We start from the raw sequence: 19,055 nt of genomic DNA, 5'->3' as shown, positions 1-19,055 counted from the left end.
GGAAGGAAGGATGTCAGAAACAACTTATCAAATTATGGCGATCATATTGTACTTTTTAATAATGATTGCTATCGGTTTTTATTCTTATCGTAAAACAGCAAGCCTAAATGATTATATGCTGGGAGGAAGGAGTTTAGGTCCAGTTACATCTGCGCTGAGTGCTGGCGCTTCTGATATGTCCCAATGGCTGTTGATGGGGCTTCCTGGTGCTATCTATATAGCTGGTTTAGCTGAGGGATGGATGGCAATTGGTCTGTCCATCGGCGCTTGGGTAAACTGGTTAATAATCGCTCCCAGGCTCAGAACCTATACAGAGGTTTCTAATAACTCCATCACGATTCCAAGCTACCTCGATAATCGCTTTAAAAATAATACGAAGGTATTACGAATTGCATCAGGTATTGTCATTTTGCTATATTTTACGTTTTATGTTTCTTCCGGGATGGTTGCTGGAGGTGTGTTCTTCCAAAGCGCCTTTGATGTAAATTATCATACCGGCTTAATTACCGTGGCGGCAGTAACGATCATATATACACTTGTAGGTGGATTTCTTGCAGTTAGTTTTACAGATGTAGTGCAAGGGACAATGATGTTTTTAGCACTTATTCTTGTACCGGCATTTACAATTATTTCCCTTGGGGGTGTCAGTGAAACCGTAACTATTGTTCAAGATGTTAATCCGGATATATTGAGCTTTTTTGCTGCTGCATCAGCAACCGGGATTATTTCATCTTTAGCATGGGGGCTTGGTTATTTTGGACAGCCGCATATTATTGTTCGCTTTATGGCAATCAAGTCTGTGAAAGAAACCACTTTCGCCCGCCGGATAGGAATTAGCTGGATGGTCATTTCACTGGTTGGAGCCGCTGCAACGGCGATATCCGGTTTTGCGTTTTTTCATGCCAATCCGGATTTAACCCTGGCTGATCCCGAAGCCGTATTTATTGTTTTAGGGCAATTATTATTTCATCCGTTTATAGCTGGACTTCTGCTGGCAGCTGTTCTTGCTGCAATTATGAGTACCGTATCTTCACAGCTTCTGGTAACTTCATCTGCACTGGTAGAAGATATATTCAAAGCTGTTTTTAACGCAGATGCTAAGGATAAAACCTATGTTCATTTGGGGAGAATTGCGGTTTTAGCTGTTTCGCTAGTTGCTATGATATTTGCCTGGCAGCAGAATGATACGATATTAGGGCTTGTTTCCTTTGCTTGGGCGGGCTTTGGTGCTTCATTCGGTCCTATTGTACTGCTTTCATTATTTTGGAGAAAAACAACCGGAGCTGGAGCGCTTTGGGGAATGATTGTCGGTGCAGTTGTTGTATTTGCATGGGGTTACTCTCCATTGTCCGATTATTTGTATGAGATTGTGCCTGGATTTATTCTGAGTACAGCGGTTATTATCCTGGTCAGCCGTAAGACGTATAAAACAAATAAAGAAATTGAAGCGGAATTTGATGAAACGATGAACAGGCTGAAAAATTATAAGGATAGGTAAGGAAAGACAAGGCTAAAGCTAACCGAATTGAATAAAAGGTATAGATCCTCAGAGGGTAATACTAAGATAATTGTTAATTACTTTACTGGCATTTGCAATCAAAAGAACATCATGATATATATTTTTAACTATATTCCAGTTAAATGCGTTCTATAAGAATCCGAATCAGGATACTACCAGTATAATCCTGATTATTTAATGAAGCTTATGAGCATCGTTTTTTGATTTACAAAAGCTTTTATTGTATAATTTGTTAAACTATTGTTTATAAAGGAAAAGTTGACTTTTGTGAATGTTTGAGTCATGGAAAAGCATAGACGCATTTTATATTTTGGGTAGCTGTAAACTTAAACGACCGCCTGCATCAGCTGGTGGTCGTTTAAGTTAGAGCATTTACTTCATTTCTATTTTTGCATGAATGTATTCTAAAATGATAGAGAGTTGTGGTTAGATTGAATGAAGCATTTAAAGCTATTATAGAAAATATCGATGAAGGTGTTATCATTGTGAATGATGAGCTCATCTTTAATTATGCAAATAAGGCCAGCAATGCGTTCGGACTTAATTATAAAAAAGTTATTGGAAAATCTATTTTTGATGTTTTTCCATATTTAAAAAAAGAAAATAGCACAATGGTTCAAGTTTTGGAAACAAAACAGCCAATTATTGATAGAAGACAAACATTTTATACATATCAGGGAGAACGGAAGACAACCATTACATCTACTTATCCTATTTTTTCAGATGAAAAGGTGATCGGTGTATTTGAATTGTTTCGTGACATAACTACTGTAGAAGCATTAAATAATGAATTACATAATCTGCAGGCGGAAAGACAAATACGAATACCAGCCAAAAAATATCATCCCGGCTCCGCATTTATTGGAGAAAGTAAAGCAATTCGTAACATAAAATCCAATTTATCTGTTTATACAGGAAGTCTATCCCCTATCTTTATTTATGGAGAAACAGGTACTGGAAAAGAAGTGCTAGTAAAAGCTATTCATAAAAAAATGCAGGGAGAACAGAAAATACCTTTAATCACGCAAAACTGTGCAGCTATTCCTGAAAATCTGCTGGAATCTTATTTATTTGGAACCACTAAAGGAAGCTATACAGATGCCTTGGATCGAAAAGGGTTATTTGAACTCGCTAATGGCGGTATATTGTTTTTGGATGAAATTAATTCGCTTCCACTAAATTTACAAGCAAAACTTTTACGTGTTTTACAGGATCAGCGTATCCGAAAAGTTGGAGACACTAGAGATTTTGACGTTCAAGTAAAACTGATTGTTGCCTCTAACCGAAAACCGCAGGAGTTGCTTGCTGAAGGATTCATCCGAGAGGATTTCTATTACCGGCTGAATGTATTAAATATTGAAATTCCACCGCTCCGTGAGCGAAAAGAAGATATCTCGCTGCTGGTAAACCAGTTTATTCAGCATTTTAATGATTTATTTTCTAAACAGGTAACGGGTATTTCCTCTTTGGCGCTAAAGAAACTCATCGATTATGATTGGCCCGGTAATATCCGTGAGCTTCAGAATGTCATTGAACGCATAATGAATACCAGACAAAACGGAGCAATTGAGGCAGAGGATATTGAATTTGACATCTTTCTTAACCGGGCACACCTCGTTCATCAAAATTATTCTCAACAGCCTATTACCTGCAAACAGGCCAAAAAATCGCTTAAATCTGTCGTGGAAGAGATTGAAACGGATTATATCAAGAAGGAATTACAACAAACAAATGGTAACATATCGCAAGCAGCCAGAAATTTAGATATTCCTCAACAGACATTAAGTAATAAAGTGAAAAAATATGGTTTAGAACGTTTTATACTGGAGGTGAAGCTACTCAAAAAAGAGTAATTACTTATAATCTTAAAAAAATTTTGGTGATTTTGTCTTCATACCTTTAAGAAATCTTGATCTTTCAAGGTTTTTTATTTTGGCATACTTTTTGCATGTGTTATATAAAAAGAATTTGAAGGAGTTGTGTCAAATGAACAAATATGAATATACCATTTTACCAGAATATTCCCCGTTGTATCCTAAGCTTCCTTACCGCTATCACGATTATCAAAAAGTAAGCGTTTATTGCCGTGGTAATAAAGAAGCTTTACAACGTTTTTTGCCAAAGGAATTTGAATTAACCTCAGATGTTTTTGAAATATTTATATTACAAAATAATAAAATTGACGGTTTAGACAATTATAGTGAAGGCGGTGTTGTTATTCAGTGTGCATATAAAGGTAATAAAGGGGCATGTGTTGCTTTTGAATATGTAGACAAAGATGATGCACTATGTGCCGGTCGTGAAATCTGGGGGTACCCTAAGAAAATGGGTGAAGTTGAATTTAATGGAGATGAGCATAAACTCAGCGGCAGTGTATCACGAAGAGGGAAAAAGATTATTGATATTACCTTTGAAGCAACTCAAGAAGAAATAGAAATTCCTGTACTCAGTCCTAGACTGCAAGTCAAACGAATGCCGCATCCAGAAGTTGAAGGAACAGATATTAATCATATTCTGCAAAATGTATTAGAAGATGCTGAAGTAAAAAAACAGGTATTTGGAAGAGCTGTATTAAACATTGAAAAATCGGAAAAAGACCCGTTATACCGGCTAGGTGTTCAAGAAGTTATTGGTGCGGTATATTTAGAGGGTGCTTTTACGTTGACCTATGGAAAAGTAATCGCCAGCCTTTAAGATTAAAAGCAATTTGCTTTTTTAAGGTTTTACGGGCTGCCTTAAAAGCATAGAAAAAAGTCTGTTTCTATCTAAATATTACTAGTTTTTTCTGTATTTTTTATTATGGGAAGGAGAATTTCTATGGGACAGAGTCTACTTATCTTATTCCTATATGTCATTATTCCAATTAGCGGATTTGCAGCCACCTTTTTACTGAACCAAAGAGCAAGGAAAAGGAGGCAATAATTTATGCTTACTGTATTTATTGTTTATCTGTTTATTGTATTTTTCGTTGGTGTTTTTTCAGAACGCTTTATTAGTAAAAGTGAAGAAGGATTCTATCTGGGAGATCGTAATTTTGGCCCAATAACAACAGCGATTAGTTCTGGAGCTACGGATTCAAGCGGCTGGGTTTTTATTGGTGCAGCAGGAACGGCATATCTGACTGGAATTGCAACCATGTGGATGCTTCCTGGATTTATCATCGGATATTTGTTGAATTGGTTCGTTGTTGGACCAAGATTACGGAAACAGGGTGAAAAGATGGGCGCTTTAAGCATACCGGATTATTTTAGTAAGCGGCTAGATAATGATTCTAGTCAACTTATTCGAATTATATCTAGTATGGTAATTATTATTTTCTTTGTTGCTACCATGGCTTCTCAGTTAACAGCAGCCGGGAAAACATTAGATGCCACTATTTCTTTTGATTATAATTGGGGTCTTATTTTATCAGCTGCTTTTGTTATCGGCTATTCCATCTTTGGCGGTTATCGTGCGGTTGTATTAACCGATTTGGTCCAGGGGCTTATTATGCTTACTGTTCTGCTCTTGTTTCCGTTATATATGATTTTTATTGAATTAGGTGGTCCGATCAGTTTTTTCCAGACCCTTGAATCTATTGATCCTTTACTCGTCTCATCATTTGGCGGAGCTACTGGTGCAGCAGGGTTTGGTGTGTTTATCGGCTTGTTTGGATTTGGAATAGGGGAGCCGGGACAGCCGCATATTACACAGCGTTTTCTTTCTGCAAAAGATGATAAAACAATTTCCCAAGGGGCTTACATTGCCATGTTTTGGGTTATTGTTATCATGACAGGTTCAAACTTATTAGGTCTTATAGGGAGAATTATGGTTCCAGGCTTAGATGATCCAGAATATGTATTTCCCACTTTAACGATTGATACGATGCATCCAATTATTGCAGGGATTATATTGGCAGCTATTTTCGCCGCAATTCAATCTACATTTTCATCTATTATTATGGTATCTACACAGGCATTTGCAAGCGATTTACTGAAAGGGGCGTTTAAGAAGTCTTATTCTGAAAAACAGCTTTTACGAATTTCCCGGGCTACCATGATTGTTCTAGGAATAATTGCTACCTCTGTTGCGTTATTAAATATTCAATCTGTATTTGCACTTGTTCTATACGCTTGGGCGGGACTTGCTGCAAGTTTTGGTCCTTTACTCATTGCATTGCTTTATACAGATAAAATTACCAGACAGGGGGCGTTAGCTTCTATTTTAGCTGGAACACTCGTCACAATTATATGGATTAACACACCTTGGGTTACTTACCTGTATGAGTTAATTCCGGCAGCGGCTGTATCTGCAATTGTATTATTTGTAGTAAGTAAATTAACTCGCAAAAGATAAAGGAGGAAAAGAAAATGAAAAAGAATTATTCGAATGTTCCTGTTCATTCGCCGTTATTTCCAGATCCATTTGTTCCTTATCAATGTAAGGGTTATGTATCTATGTACGCCGTTTTGGAAGTTAATAAGAAAGAAATCGAACAAACCCTTTCTTATACTCCTTTTGATTATGTAGATAATAAAATTGTTGTATCTATCAGTGACTTTTCCAATACAGATAAACTTTCTTATATGGATTGTGCTATTGTTGTTCCAGTCCAATATAAAGGTAAGACTGGGGGCTATTATATATATGAATACGAAAATCAGGATGCAGCAATTGCAGCAGGAAGAGATTTATGGGGATATCCTAAAAAATATGCTGCGATTACTCTAAAAGAAAGCAATGGAGCCTTTTATGGAGAAGCAGTAAAAGACGGACAAGCCATTATTAAGTTAAGTGGTGATTTTAATCATACAGTGGGTAGCCTGGCTGAACCAATCACCACACCACATCTTAATATTCGAACAATCCCAAAACCGACCGGAGGGATTCAATTTCAGGAAATCATTGAACGGGATACATCGCCGGACTTTGTTTTGTATGAAAAACGTTATACTAACGATATTCAGCTGACTCTCCAGTCTTCCAAAACAGATTTGTTAAATAGGCTAGAGCCGCTGCAAATACTGGGAGGTGGCCTGATTAAAGGAGATTTTTATGCTACGGAGGAGAATGGATGGGGAAAAGTTCTCGACACAATAATTTACTAATCTATAATATCTATTAAACTACTGCATTTCAGAAAACACACATTTGGCCAGCAATTGGAAAATGTGTGTTTTTTTCAAATCTAAATCGCTATGCAGCCTATTTTTATCAATAATTTCTGGAATCATTGCACAGACTCATTCAATTATAACTGCAAGTGAATTTCCAAAACAGAAGATAGGCCAGGCTGGAAGACCGAAAAGGAGGAGTCATGAATGTATGCTTTATTAGAAGGAAAGTGTTCCTTAGTAACCGGGGCAGCATCAGGAATCGGAAAAGAAATTGTAAGAAGGTTTGCTCAAGAGGGATCAGTGGTTATTCTTGCCGATATTGATAAAGAAAAATGTATTGAGGTAAAAGAAAGTTTGGTTCAAGATGGATATCATGCATATGCCTATTGCTGTGATGTTTCAAACGATTTGAATGTGCGAGCCTTATTTCATCAAATAAAAAAAGATATCGGTAAAGTGGATATAGTGGTAAGTAATGCGGGAGTCGACCAGGTAAAAGCAATTCATGAAACGTCCTTTGAAGATTGGCAAAAAGTAATAGACATAAATTTATCCGGGCTTTTTTTAACAAATAAGTATGCTATTGAGGCTTTTTTAGATGAGGGGAAAGGGGTTATTGTTAATATATCCTCCATTATTGGTTTAGTAGGACAAAAATCTATTACAAGCTATGCAGCATCAAAAGGTGGGGTAAGCAATCTTACGAGAAGTTTGGCAGTAACTTATGCAGAGCATAATATTCGTATCAATGCAGTTTGTCCAGGATATGTGGATACACCATTGTTAAAAATGTTAACACCTGAAATGCGGGAAGAACGAATAAAAAAGCATCCTATGAAAAGAATGGGGAAAGCAAAAGAGATTGCCGATGCCTGCATATTTTTAGCTTCTGATCTTTCTTCATTTATAACAGGAGTTAATTTACCTGTCGATGGAGGCTACACAGCACAATAGGTTAGAATTAGGTCATTCTTGAAGAGGATAACTTAACAAAATGCTTTTATATGTATCTTTTTTAAATAGATGATACAATAGGCTAATATATAAAGAAAGCTTTAGAGGAAGGATGCATTCAAATGAGTAAATATTTTGGCTACGCAGGAACATACACAAGAAAGACAAGTCAGGGAATATACCGGTTTAGCTTGGATACAGAGAAGGAGCAGCTGTCTGCTTCTGAGGTAGCAGCAGAGCTTGGAAGCCCTACTTACATTAATTTTAATGAAAATCAGAATTATTTATATGCTGTTGCACAGGAGGATGGTATGGGGGGAATAAATGCTTTCCGTGTTGATAAAACCACTGGTGAGTTACTACCGGTCAATGGTCAATTAGTGGAAGGGAATCCTCCATGCTATGTAGAGGCAGCGGAGAATATTGTGGTGACATCCAATTATCATAAAGGTGACATTGGACTTCATTTCACAAATGAAAATGGAGAAGTAGAGCAGGGACATTTTACAAAGCATGAAGGAAACGGTCCACATGAAAGACAGGAAAAGCCGCATGTTCATTTCTCTGGATTTACACCAGATAAAAAATATATTGTTGCGGCTGATTTAGGAACAGACCGTCTGGTAACCTATAAGGTAGCAGATTCCTCCTTACAAGAAGTAAGTACTTTTCATGCAAAACCTGGGAGTGGACCGAGACATATTGTTTTTCATCCGAATAAACAGGTAGCTTATCTGCTGACAGAGCTTTCCACGGAGGTTATTGTTTTAGATTACAATAAGGAGACAGGTGAATTTACGGAGAAACAGACGATTCTTGCAAAACCTGCTGATTTTACAGAAACGAATGATGCAAGCGCCATTCATATTACATCGGATGGAAAATTCCTTTATACAGGAAATCGTGGCCACAACAGTATTGCTTCTTTCAAAGTGGATCCGGAAAGTGGAGAGCTTACTTTCATCAACTTTACACCGTCCGGGGGAGAGTGGCCGAGAGATTTTGTGTTAGATCCGACTGAGAAATTTCTGATCGCGTCTAATCAGAATACAGGTAATGTCGTATTGTTTAAACGAGATGCAGAAACAGGAAAATTAGAGCAGACAGATCAGATGATTGATGTTCCTGAAGTAGTTTGTGTGAAGTTCCTTTCATAACAACTGTATGATTACGTAATGACATAAAAAACTTCCTTTTGCTGAAGAGTGTAAACTCTCTGCGAAAGGAAGTTTTCATTTTAACGCTGTTCTAATCTTGCAATCCGTTCATCCAGTGGCGGATGGGAAGATAATGCTTTTAGCAAGCTGGATTTATTACTGATTTTCATCGTTTGGATAGCAGTATCGTTTGTATGATCGTCCGCTTCTGCACGATTAATATAAGCTTTTAAAGAGTGTAAAGCATGTGTCATTTTATCTTTTCCTGCTAAATCAGCACCGCCTCGGTCAGCATGGTATTCGCGATGTCTGGAATAAGCACTGACAACAAAGCTTCCTAAGATAGAGAATAAGATTTGGAAAATAATGATAGCAGCAAATTGAACGATCCACTGCAGCTCGGAGCGTACAAATCTGGAAACAACCATGGCAGCAATCCGGGATAAGAAGACGACAAATGTATTGATAATTCCTTGTAATAAAGTCATTGTCACCATATCTCCATTTGCAATGTGAGCCACCTCGTGTGCAATGACTCCTTCAACTGCGTCATCATCCATACTATCCAGCAATCCTTGTGAAACAGCTACTAGAGAGCGCTTTTTGCTTGGACCTGTTGCAAATGCATTTACCTCATGAGAAGGATAGATACCAACTTCAGGTGTATGTGTCAGCCCGGCTGCACGGGATAAACGTTCTACTTTTTCATAGACTGCACGTTCCTGACTGCTGATAACGTTGTTCGGGTCAATTATTTTCACTTTCATCATAGTCTTAGCCATCCAACGGGACATTCCTAAAGAGATAAACGAGCCGGTAAAGCCTACAATGATACTAAAAACCATAAGCGAAGGATAATTAATTCCACCATCTGAACGATAGCTTGGTCCAATATCAAATATACTTGTAATAATGGACCAAATAATGACAATGGTTGTCATCACTAAAATGTTTGTTAAAATAAATAAAAGCACTCTTTTCCCCATAAATAACCTCCTGATGAATTTTCTATACTTTAAATCATATCATATTTCAATTTATATCCTAAACTATTATCTTACTTTAGGATATAAATTTTTTAATTATAGAATATCTGTAAATACTGTAAACGTATTCAATTGCTGATATAATAGAAGAGAATGATGGTAGAAAGGCGGGGGTTTTTATGTGTACATTTCAATGGAACAGTACTGATGAATTACGTCAGCTTTTAAATGAGCTTGTCAGCTGGAAGAGCATCAGCCTTTCGGAAGGAGAGAAACAATTTCCCAGAAAATTATATGCAAAGCTTCAGGATTTAGATTATTTTCATGAGCATCCTGCTTACTTAAAATTACATGAGGCGGATCAGCGCCGGAAGCTTTTAACTGCTTTATATAAGCATCCTGATGCTACACAGACCATTTGTCTGATTAGCCATTTTGACACGGTGAATACAGAAGAATATGGTTCATTGGAGCCGCTGGCAACACAGCCGGAGGAGCTTACAAAAATATATCTGGAGCAGAAGGACACATTTTCCAGAGATATTCGTGCAGATATTGAATCGGGAGACTTTTTATTTGGACGCGGGACAATGGACATGAAGATGGGGCTGGTTATGCATATGAGTTTGATGGAACAGGCCAGTATAGAGGGGTGGCCTATTAATCTGCTTTTACTAACTGTTCCTGATGAAGAGGTGAATTCGGCGGGAATGCGCTATGCAATACCTGTACTTACAGATTTACAAAAGCAGCATGATTTAACATATACGTTGTTTTTAAATAGCGAGCCGACATTCCGGCATGATCCCCAAGACAACACACATTATATTTACAGCGGGACAATTGGAAAGGTGTTGGCAGGAGCTTTATTCTACGGAAAGGAAACGCATGCAGGCGAGCCTTTAAGTGGAATGACGTCTCCATTTATAGCTTCCTTTTTAACAAGGGAGATGGAATGGAATCCCATCTTTCAGGAAACGGTGCTTGGGGAAACTGCCCCGCTGCCGGTAACGCTGCAGCAAACAGATTTACGTTTGCGTTATTCTACACAAACGCCATATCGTTCATCTGCTTTATATAATATTTTTCTTTTGGAAAGGACTGCGGAAGAAGCATTCGCATTATTTGAACTTGTAGCGAAGCAATCTGCTGCACAATGTAATGAGAAGTATAAACAGATTTGTCAGGATAATCAGGTCCAGCCAATCGGTCATGTAAAAGTGATTCCTTATAAAGATTTATTGGAGTATGCAGAGAGCAAATTGGGCAAGGAATTCATTGATGAATTAAAAAAAGATATTCATTATCATGATACCTATGATGACAGGGAAAAATCGCTGCGGATTACAGACAGTTTAATGATTCACTGCCAGGAGCTCGCTCCAGCCATTGTAATTTTATTTGCACCACCTTATTACCCGGCTGTTAATTCCAGCGGTGATGACTTGATAGAATTTTGTGTGGACTTCGTTGAAAAAGAGGCGAAAAAACAATTTCAATTGGAAATAAAACGAAGCCATTTTTTAAATGGTATTTGTGATTTAAGCTATGTTAACTATCAAGGCAACGGTAAGGATCTGCATGCTTATGAGGAAAATACGCCAGTTTGGGGTGACTCGTATGAGCTGCCATTTACACTTATGCGTGACCTGAATGCACCTGTTTTGAATGTGGGTCCGTTTGGCCGTGATGCGCATAAACGGACAGAAAGGCTGCACATTGCAAATGCTTTTGAGCAATTCCCATATTTAATACGTAAGCTTATTTTGCAAATTTCACAAAAATGAAGCCAAATTGTCATAAGTTTATAGATTTTGCCATTAAAAAATGAAAAGAAATGATTTATAATTAAAGTGAAACTTCATTCAGTGAGGGGGGCTTTTCATCCCCACTGAATGGGAATGGGACTGCGATTAATCGTCCCACCCAAACCGCTGTTAGTACCACAAGGGCATGACCTGAAGGCCCTCGAACCAATCGGACCATGATTGGCTGACTTCCATTTAGAATTTTATTCTCCCTCGATTCTTGAAGTGGGAGTCCTACAGCCAGTTACTGCGATAAAATGAGACTGGAGGTGTTGTTCTATGAATTTCGCAAACATAGGTGTGCCAGGTTTGATATTGATTGTTGTACTTGCCTTAATTATTTTTGGCCCTAAAAAACTGCCGGAAATCGGGAAAGCTGCCGGACAAACCTTACGGGAATTCAAGAATTCAGCAAATAATATCATGTCTGAGGAAGACAAAAAGAGTGAGATAAAAGAACATAAGGATGAATCTGAAAATGATTCATCAAAATAAGTGGGACAAGGCGCATTATGCTACATCAGGCGCCTTGTTTTTAATTTAAAATGCGAATGTTTTTGGCGGAACGAGTAACTTCAGTCCCTAAGGAAAAAATAAACATAAAAAATGCTTGTAAAGAGGTTAATGCAATATCTTTACAAGCGCTATCACCACGATCTGTTTTCTTAGCTAATCGTACGTAAAAAGCTAGTTAATTATAGGGAAGAGGAGGAAAGGATTTGTCTACCATGGTATCGTTAGAATCCCCAATAAGAAGTGCCTACAATAATTAGTAATATGAACAGGACTACCAGTAAAGCAAAACCTCCACCAAATTCATTGTATTTACTCATTTTCTACACCTCCTATATGTTTAATATATGATCTGTTTTTTTGTTTGAGCGGGTATTTGTCTAGAAAAAAGGATTTTCACCTGAGGATATCGAATTAAACAACAAGTACAAAATATGTCAGCTGAGGTGAAATGGATGGAGAAACTAAATGATTTTTTGATGAACATCTGCAAAAACGACGGAAGCATCCTTGGACTGAGCATCCGCTCTGGTAAAAGCGGAGAGAGTCTGTATGATTATCTTGCATCAACACGTCTTCAGCCAGCCTCCAATTTAAAAATACTGACAGCTGTTGCAGCATTAAGGAAATTAGGACCTGATTACACCTTTCAAACGGAAGTTTACATAGATGGAGAAATAATCAATGAACAGAGCCGTGGGAATGTATATTTGGTTGGCAAAGGAGATCCGACCTTACAAGTAAACGATTATATCCAATTTGCAGCTTCTCTAAAAGAAAATGGGATAAAACGAATCTTGGGAGACTTTATACTTGATGACAGCTGGTATGATGATGTCCGCTGGTCTCAAGATCTGATCTGGGTGGATCAGCAATATGCATATGGAGCAGAAGTGTCAGCTTTAACGCTGGCTCCAGATGCAGACTATGATACGAATGCAATTAAATTTATGATCACTCCGGGAAAATTGGGCGCTGCTCCAAGTATAGATATCCTGCCACACAGCGAAGGAATCACAATAACAAATGAGGCATTAACAACGGAAGTAGCAGATGAAGAAGAGTTGATTGTACAGCGGAATGATGCTGGGAATCACTTTGTTATCTCTGGAAAAATTGGAGTCAGAGCAGAGCAGCAAGAAGTATATATGGCTATCAAAGGAATTGAAAATTATATCGCAAAAACCATGAATCAAGCATTAAACCATGTTGGCATTGTTTTAGAGGGACAAATAAAAAGGGGAAAAGCAAAGACGGCTGCAAAATGCATTTACCGGCAGCAGTCGTTACCATTATCAAAAATCATTATTCCATTTATGAAGCTGAGCAATAACGGGATAGGTGAGATGCTCACAAAAGAATTAGGGCGTGTTACATTCGGTGACGGCTCATGGGAATCTGGAATAACAGCTGTAAAAGAAAATTTAGCATCCTATCATATGAATTTAGATACCATCCAGTTAAAGGATGGTTCAGGAATTTCAGCAGCTAACCTCATCCCCGCTGAAGAACTGACACGTTTACTGTTTAATATTCAGCAGGAAAAATGGTTCCCTGCATTTTTGTCCAGTTTACCAATATCTGGGGAATCGGATAAAATGGTCGGCGGAACATTACGTGATCGCATGAAAGGATTAGAGGTTCAGGCAAAAACAGGTACAATTGAGGGAGTCAGCACACTTTCCGGATATGTAACAGCTCTAAATGGAGAACGGCTTATTTTTTCCATCTTATTTAATCATTTATTAGATTCAGATAAAGGAAAAGCGTTAGAGGATGAACTGGTTGCAATATTGGCTGAGATAAAGTGAAACTTCATTCAATGGGAGTATCTCCATATATCCCCGCCACTTTACAGCGTCAATAATAAATCGGTATCTCTCTTTAAATTAAGCTTCATTTCATGTTTTTTTCATGACCTTACCATAGTTTTACCACATTTCCATGCTAAAGTGAAACTAAGATAAAATAATGGAATGAAAAAGCAGAAAAAACAGCTTTCATTTCAATCAATATCACTTTGATTCTTGTAATGAATATGTCAAACAATTAAGGAGAATGAATATGACAGTGCATATTTACGGAGTATCTTGCTCATCTACAAGAAAAGCGAGACAATGGTTTCGCAAAAATGGAATTGCTTATAAGGAAAGAAATATTTTACATCAACCATTGACTATTGACGAATTAAAAAATATTTTACAAATGACAGTAGAAGGTACAGATGAAATTTTATCAACCCGCTCTAAAATTTTTAAGGAGCTTAATTTGAATGTAGAGGAGCTATCGCTGCAAACGCTACTGAGATTGATTCACAAGTATCCGAGATTGCTAAAAAGTCCAATTTTAGTTGATGAAAAAAGATTCCAGGTTGGTTATCATGAGGAAGATATTCGTCAATTTTTACCCCGAAAAACGAGACAGTTGCAATGGTTACAATGGAAAGTAGATTTAGGCTTAATGAAAGGGTAATTTAGATTAACCTTAATTAAACCTTAAATATTGGTATTGGCAATAAAAACGGATTTTTTAATATGCTGAACAATACCAAAAAATACGCAAAACGGAAAAATATTTTTCACCTTTACTAAAACGAGGCTGCTTTTATTATAAGCTGCCTCGTTTTTTTACTGTTTACCACACAGAAACGATACATTGATATTATACTTTGCTGACAACTTGCAAAGCCTGCTCGATATCCGCTTTTAAATCATCCGCATCCTCCACTCCTACAGAGAAACGAAGAAGGTCATCACCAATTCCCCGGCTGATTCTTTCCTCTTTGGGCATGTCTGCATGTGTTTGTGTTGTAGGGTAGGTGATAAAACTTTCTACACCGCCTAAGCTTTCTGCAAATACAATTAAGTTTAAATTAGCTAAAAATGATTTTACCTGATTGGCATCCTTTAAACAAAATGAAATCATACCGCCTTTATTAGGATAATAAACTTGGCGAATGGCTGGGTGTTCTTGCAGATAAGCAGCCAGCTGCTGTGCATTTTCTTCATGGCGCTGCATACGGAGAGCAAGTGTTTTTAATCCGCGGATAAGCAGCCAGCTGTCTGACGGAGATAATGTAGCCCCGGAAGCATTGTGCATTTCAAATAATCTTTCTGATAAAGCTGGCGTTTTGGTAACAACAAGGCCAGCCAAAATGTCATTATGACCACCTATATATTTTGTTGCACTATGCACTACGATATCTGCGCCAAGCGTAATAGGCTGCTGTAAGTAAGGTGTTAAAAATGTATTATCAACAATTAGCAGCAGGTTATGCCTTTTAGCCAGGTTAGCATATTTTTGAATATCTACCTCCTGCAGTAATGGATTCGTCGGTGTTTCCAAGAAGATGGCTTTCGTATTTTCGTTAATACATCGCTCTGTTTGCGCAACATCTTGACAATCATCATAGGTGACAGAAATATTGTATGCTTTTTCAAAATGATCAAAAATACGGAAGGTTCCTCCATAAATATCCTTTGTCGCAATAAGGTGATCGCCCAGACGAAATAAAGAAGAAAGAATTAATTGAATAGCAGCCATGCCCGAACTGCAGGCGAAAGCAGCATCTCCCTCTTCTAATTTTGCGAATCCCTCTTCTAATACAGATCTGGTCGGGTTTTTGGTACGGGTATAATCATAACCTGTGGAATGCCCAATTTCCTGATGCTGATAAGCTGTGGACAGGTAAATAGGAGTGTTTATTGCCCCAGTCCGTTCATCTGTTTTGTTTCCTAATTGTACTAATGCTGTTTCTAATTTACTCATTTTCCTTCAGCTCCTCATTAGAAAAACCTGAATTCCCTCTTTTTTATGGCTTTGCAGTTTTTCTTATGTTTTCAATGTAAAATAAATAAAACCCTTCTTATTCCAGAGATAAGAAGGGTATGCTATCGAAATGATACATATCTTATCTTAAAGGGAAAATCCCTTCTGGAATTAGCACCTTGCAATAGGCTGGTTGCTGAGACATCATTGGGCCAGTCCCTCCGTCTCTCTGGATAAGAATTAACAATATTTATTAAATTGTAATTACATTAACTGTACAAGAGCCAGAAAAAAAAATCAAGCATTATTTTTAAAATGAGAGTCTGAAAGTTTATTGCTGTCAGATCAACCTTTGTAAAGGCTGTAAAGAAACGGAATGGAAAAAACACGAAAAAGTATTTGAAAAGACCTTAGATGAAGATTACAATGGTAGTGACAATATCGTTAAATTCATGTAAACTAGAAACTTGCCTTATTTGGATTATACAGGTCTGAAATAAAAAGGGTGAAAATACAAACGTAGCATGACTATATTAAAAAAAGGAAGAAGATATATGCGCAGAAAAAAGCTATTATTGGTTAATGTTTCTATATTAGCGGGCTGCATTATTATTGTTGGTTTAGGGATATATAATGAAAATCGTTCTGTAGAATATTTGATGGAGATGACGCCGCAGGTGAGCGAAGGCGGGAATGGACAAACTGGCGAAAGTGTAGAGATTTTTACTACTGCTTGGAAGAATCAGTTATTGACAAATAATGAACAAATTTATCAGCAGAACAGTATAGATTATCGTAATATTCTTCAACGGGATGACAATGAAGCGGGAGCGCAGGAAGAAAATTATCCGATTCAAGAAACAGAGGTAAAAGAGGAAAACTATGTAACTCAAGAAACAGAAATACAAAGTGAAACCTATACAAATCAGGAAGTAGAGATTCAGGGAACAGAAAAGGAAAGCGATGTGGTTTTGGAAGAAGAAACTGAAAAAAATAGTTCGCAACGATTAGCATCTTCCGAAAAGCAAAACAAATCTGAGGGGGATAATCATTCTTCCAGTTCTAATGAATCTAAATCAGATCGTGATTCCAAATCTGACAGTAACATGGAAGATAAACCGGATGAAAAGCCAAACAACCCATCAAAACCATCGAAAGAAATTGAGAATAAAGATGAAGAGGCTTCGGGTCAGGAGCCTAAAGAAGATAATGAGAACGTAGATAATGAAAATACGGTTCCGGAAGAAAAGGATTCTGAAGGAAAAGAAAATAAGGAAGAAAGTGACAATGAAGAAACAGAAGATACAGAAAGTGATAACGGAAATCCAGAAGAAAAGTTAATAGAAGATAGTGAAAAACCTAAAAAGAATAAGATGGATACTGCTTCTGTATTTTCTGAGTAAATTATAAAGCAGACATTCTCTTGCTGCCTTAATAAAAAATGAAAACAATAAAAACCTAAAAAAACTGCGAATTTACTTTACCTTTAGCAAATTTGCAGTTTTTTTATGTCTTTTTAAACCATAGTGGGAGGATTTTTTGCTGCTTTAAGTATAGAGAATTTAAGGATAAGTGCAACGCTTTTCATGGGGTGAGTAACCGCAAATGTTTTCGATGGGACAAGTAATCGTAAAAGCACTTCGGTGGGGCGAGTAATCACAGCCCTAGCCCCGGTCAGTCCCAATTAAAGCAATCCTGCGTCTTTCAGGCTCCCCCCTGTCAAGTTTTCTTTAAGAAATTATAATGAAAATTAGCCTAATCCAACAAAATTTGATATTATAATAGGTGCAGTGACTATTAATCGTGATAGTTCGAGATTACATTTTATTTATGGAAGATAGAAAGGATGGAAGATGAATTATGAGTAAACCAAAAGTAGTTGTGCTTGGTGCAGGCTATGCCGGATTAGTAGCAACAAGACGTTTAACTCAACAGCTGTCTCCGGAAGAAGCTGAAATTGTTTTAATTAACAAACATAATTATCATTATGAAAGTACATGGTTACATGAAGTAGCAGCAGGTACGATTAATCCTAACCAGGCCCGTTTTATGTTGACAGATGTTGTGAACCCTAAGCGTGTTCGCTTAATCTATGATACAGTAACAGAGGTAAAACGTGAGGATAAGCGTGTTGTTCTTGAAAACAGTGAAGTAGCTTATGACTACCTTGTATTTGCACTAGGATTTGTATCTAATACATTTGGCATTCCAGGAATGGCAGAGCATGCTTATGCAATTACTGACATAGATTCCAGCCGCCTTATCGCTGAACATATTGAATATCAATTTGCTCAGTATTCTTCAAGCGAAGAAAAACGTGATGAACAGATTGCAATCGTAGTCGGCGGTGGCGGTTTCACAGGTATTGAATTTGTTGGAGAGCTTGCAGATAAAGTACCTGAGTTATGTAAAAAATATGATATTGACCGCAGCAAAGCAAGAATCATTAACGTAGAAGCTGCTCCGTCTATCTTACCTATGTTCGATGAAGATTTAGTTTCTTATGGAAAACAATCTTTAGAAAATCGCGGTGTTGAATTCCGTATTGGTACACCAATTAAAGAATGTACGGAAGAAGGATTCGTTGTTGGTGAGGATAATGAATTAATCAAGGCCGGTACGGTTGTTTGGACTGGTGGAGTAACTGGTAACCCGGTATTAGCTGAATCGGGCTTTGAATTGTTTAGAGGAAAAGTAAATGTTGGATTAGATTTACGTCCGGAAGGGGAAGAGGATATCTTTATTCTTGGAGATTGCTCTTGGACAATGGATCCGGAAACAGGAAGACCATTCCCTCCAACTGGTCAGTTAGCTGTACAAGAAGGTGCAAAAGCAGCTGATAACATTGTTGCATTAATCCGTGATGAGATGATTACAGATTTTGTTTTCTCTAATAAAGGTACAGTGGCATCACTTGGTTTATCTGAAGGTATTGGAAATGTACTTGATGGTAAAAAGCTAAGCGGTAAAGCGGCAGCAGCGATGAAAAAAGTTGTTGATGACCGTACCCTATTCTTAGTCGGTGGTGTAAAAACTTTACTTAAAAAAGGTAAATTCCGTCCATTCTAAGAACAGATTGACATCATCGTTAAGATTTTTTTAATAAATCACTCCACAGGAGGTAAGAGATATGAAAAATGTATTTTGTTATGTTTTACTTGCTCTGACAGCCTTAGTTGGTTATCGGATTGCAAGTGAATATTTAGAAGATAATAGGGATTTTAGATAAGCTTTAAAAAATTGTCAGAATCGAT

The 19,055-nt window shown here is 37.4% G+C and carries 16 protein-coding genes and 1 riboswitch; of the genes, 13 read left to right on the top strand and 3 right to left on the bottom strand.

Going from position 1 to position 19,055, the window contains the following annotated elements; all coding sequences use genetic code 11:
• Positions 1-10 precede the first annotated feature (10 nt).
• The 7 genes from putP (at position 11) to FLK20_RS01820 (ending at position 8,726) form a co-directional block, all read left to right on the top strand.
• Complete coding sequence (putP, locus tag FLK20_RS01850; protein WP_152654855.1) at positions 11-1,498, top strand: sodium/proline symporter PutP; 1,488 nt, start codon at positions 11-13, stop codon at positions 1,496-1,498.
• 452 nt (positions 1,499-1,950) lie between these two features.
• Positions 1,951-3,372, top strand: coding sequence for a sigma-54 interaction domain-containing protein (locus FLK20_RS01845; protein ID WP_194165492.1), 1,422 nt, complete (start codon positions 1,951-1,953; stop codon positions 3,370-3,372).
• Between the two features lie 133 nt (positions 3,373-3,505).
• Positions 3,506-4,213 (top strand): acetoacetate decarboxylase family protein, encoded by a 708-nt coding sequence (locus FLK20_RS01840; protein WP_152654853.1) that lies wholly within the window; start codon positions 3,506-3,508, stop codon positions 4,211-4,213.
• A 231-nt stretch (positions 4,214-4,444) separates the two neighbouring features.
• A complete protein-coding gene (locus FLK20_RS01835) occupies positions 4,445-5,854 on the top strand; it encodes a sodium/proline symporter (protein ID WP_152654852.1) in 1,410 nt (469 codons plus the stop codon).
• Positions 5,855-5,868: 14 nt separating this feature from the next.
• Positions 5,869-6,606: an acetoacetate decarboxylase family protein gene (locus FLK20_RS01830; RefSeq protein ID WP_152654851.1), complete on the top strand. Its 738-nt coding sequence runs from the start codon at positions 5,869-5,871 to the stop codon at positions 6,604-6,606.
• Positions 6,607-6,819: 213 nt separating this feature from the next.
• Positions 6,820-7,569 (top strand): SDR family NAD(P)-dependent oxidoreductase, encoded by a 750-nt coding sequence (locus tag FLK20_RS01825; RefSeq protein ID WP_152654850.1) that lies wholly within the window; start codon positions 6,820-6,822, stop codon positions 7,567-7,569.
• A 122-nt stretch (positions 7,570-7,691) separates the two neighbouring features.
• Positions 7,692-8,726 (top strand): lactonase family protein, encoded by a 1,035-nt coding sequence (locus FLK20_RS01820; protein ID WP_152654849.1) that lies wholly within the window; start codon positions 7,692-7,694, stop codon positions 8,724-8,726.
• Between the two features lie 80 nt (positions 8,727-8,806).
• Here FLK20_RS01820 and htpX read toward each other — a convergent pair whose 3' ends face one another.
• A complete protein-coding gene (htpX, locus tag FLK20_RS01815) occupies positions 8,807-9,712 on the bottom strand; it encodes a protease HtpX (protein WP_152654848.1) in 906 nt (301 codons plus the stop codon).
• A 179-nt stretch (positions 9,713-9,891) separates the two neighbouring features.
• Between htpX and FLK20_RS01810 the strand changes: the two genes are divergently transcribed.
• The gene (locus tag FLK20_RS01810) at positions 9,892-11,499 is read left to right on the top strand and encodes a M20/M25/M40 family metallo-hydrolase (RefSeq protein WP_152654847.1); all 1,608 of its coding nucleotides are present in this window, start codon (positions 9,892-9,894) and stop codon (positions 11,497-11,499) included.
• Positions 11,500-11,799: 300 nt separating this feature from the next.
• The gene (locus FLK20_RS01805; RefSeq protein WP_152654846.1) at positions 11,800-12,015 is read left to right on the top strand and encodes a twin-arginine translocase TatA/TatE family subunit; all 216 of its coding nucleotides are present in this window, start codon (positions 11,800-11,802) and stop codon (positions 12,013-12,015) included.
• A 242-nt stretch (positions 12,016-12,257) separates the two neighbouring features.
• Here FLK20_RS01805 and FLK20_RS01800 read toward each other — a convergent pair whose 3' ends face one another.
• Positions 12,258-12,353 (bottom strand): YjcZ family sporulation protein, encoded by a 96-nt coding sequence (locus FLK20_RS01800; RefSeq protein ID WP_074435689.1) that lies wholly within the window; start codon positions 12,351-12,353, stop codon positions 12,258-12,260.
• Positions 12,354-12,488: 135 nt separating this feature from the next.
• Between FLK20_RS01800 and dacB the strand changes: the two genes are divergently transcribed.
• A complete protein-coding gene (gene dacB, locus FLK20_RS01795) occupies positions 12,489-13,844 on the top strand; it encodes a D-alanyl-D-alanine carboxypeptidase/D-alanyl-D-alanine endopeptidase (RefSeq protein WP_152654845.1) in 1,356 nt (451 codons plus the stop codon).
• A gap of 253 nt (positions 13,845-14,097) precedes the next feature.
• On the top strand, positions 14,098-14,505 hold the full coding sequence (locus FLK20_RS01790) for a Spx/MgsR family RNA polymerase-binding regulatory protein (protein ID WP_152654844.1): 408 nt from the start codon (positions 14,098-14,100) through the stop codon (positions 14,503-14,505).
• Between the two features lie 189 nt (positions 14,506-14,694).
• Here FLK20_RS01790 and FLK20_RS01785 read toward each other — a convergent pair whose 3' ends face one another.
• Positions 14,695-15,801, bottom strand: coding sequence for a methionine biosynthesis PLP-dependent protein (locus tag FLK20_RS01785; RefSeq protein WP_152654843.1), 1,107 nt, complete (start codon positions 15,799-15,801; stop codon positions 14,695-14,697).
• Positions 15,802-15,940: 139 nt separating this feature from the next.
• Positions 15,941-16,041, bottom strand: a riboswitch (SAM riboswitch).
• Between the two features lie 314 nt (positions 16,042-16,355).
• On the opposite strand from FLK20_RS01785, the gene FLK20_RS01780 reads away from it, so the two are divergent.
• Both FLK20_RS01780 and FLK20_RS01775 read left to right on the top strand, forming a co-directional pair.
• Positions 16,356-17,204, top strand: a complete 849-nt coding sequence (locus FLK20_RS01780) for a hypothetical protein (protein WP_152654842.1) — start codon at positions 16,356-16,358, stop codon at positions 17,202-17,204.
• Between the two features lie 457 nt (positions 17,205-17,661).
• Positions 17,662-18,870: an NAD(P)/FAD-dependent oxidoreductase gene (locus tag FLK20_RS01775; protein WP_152654841.1), complete on the top strand. Its 1,209-nt coding sequence runs from the start codon at positions 17,662-17,664 to the stop codon at positions 18,868-18,870.
• The last annotated feature ends 185 nt before the right edge of the window (positions 18,871-19,055 follow it).

The sequence above is a fragment of the Oceanobacillus sp. CFH 90083 genome, assembly GCF_009389585.1.
GTDB lineage: Bacteria > Bacillota > Bacilli > Bacillales > Amphibacillaceae > Oceanobacillus.
Note: the sequence above shows the minus strand (reverse complement) of the source record. Positions and strands in the feature narration are given on the sequence as shown.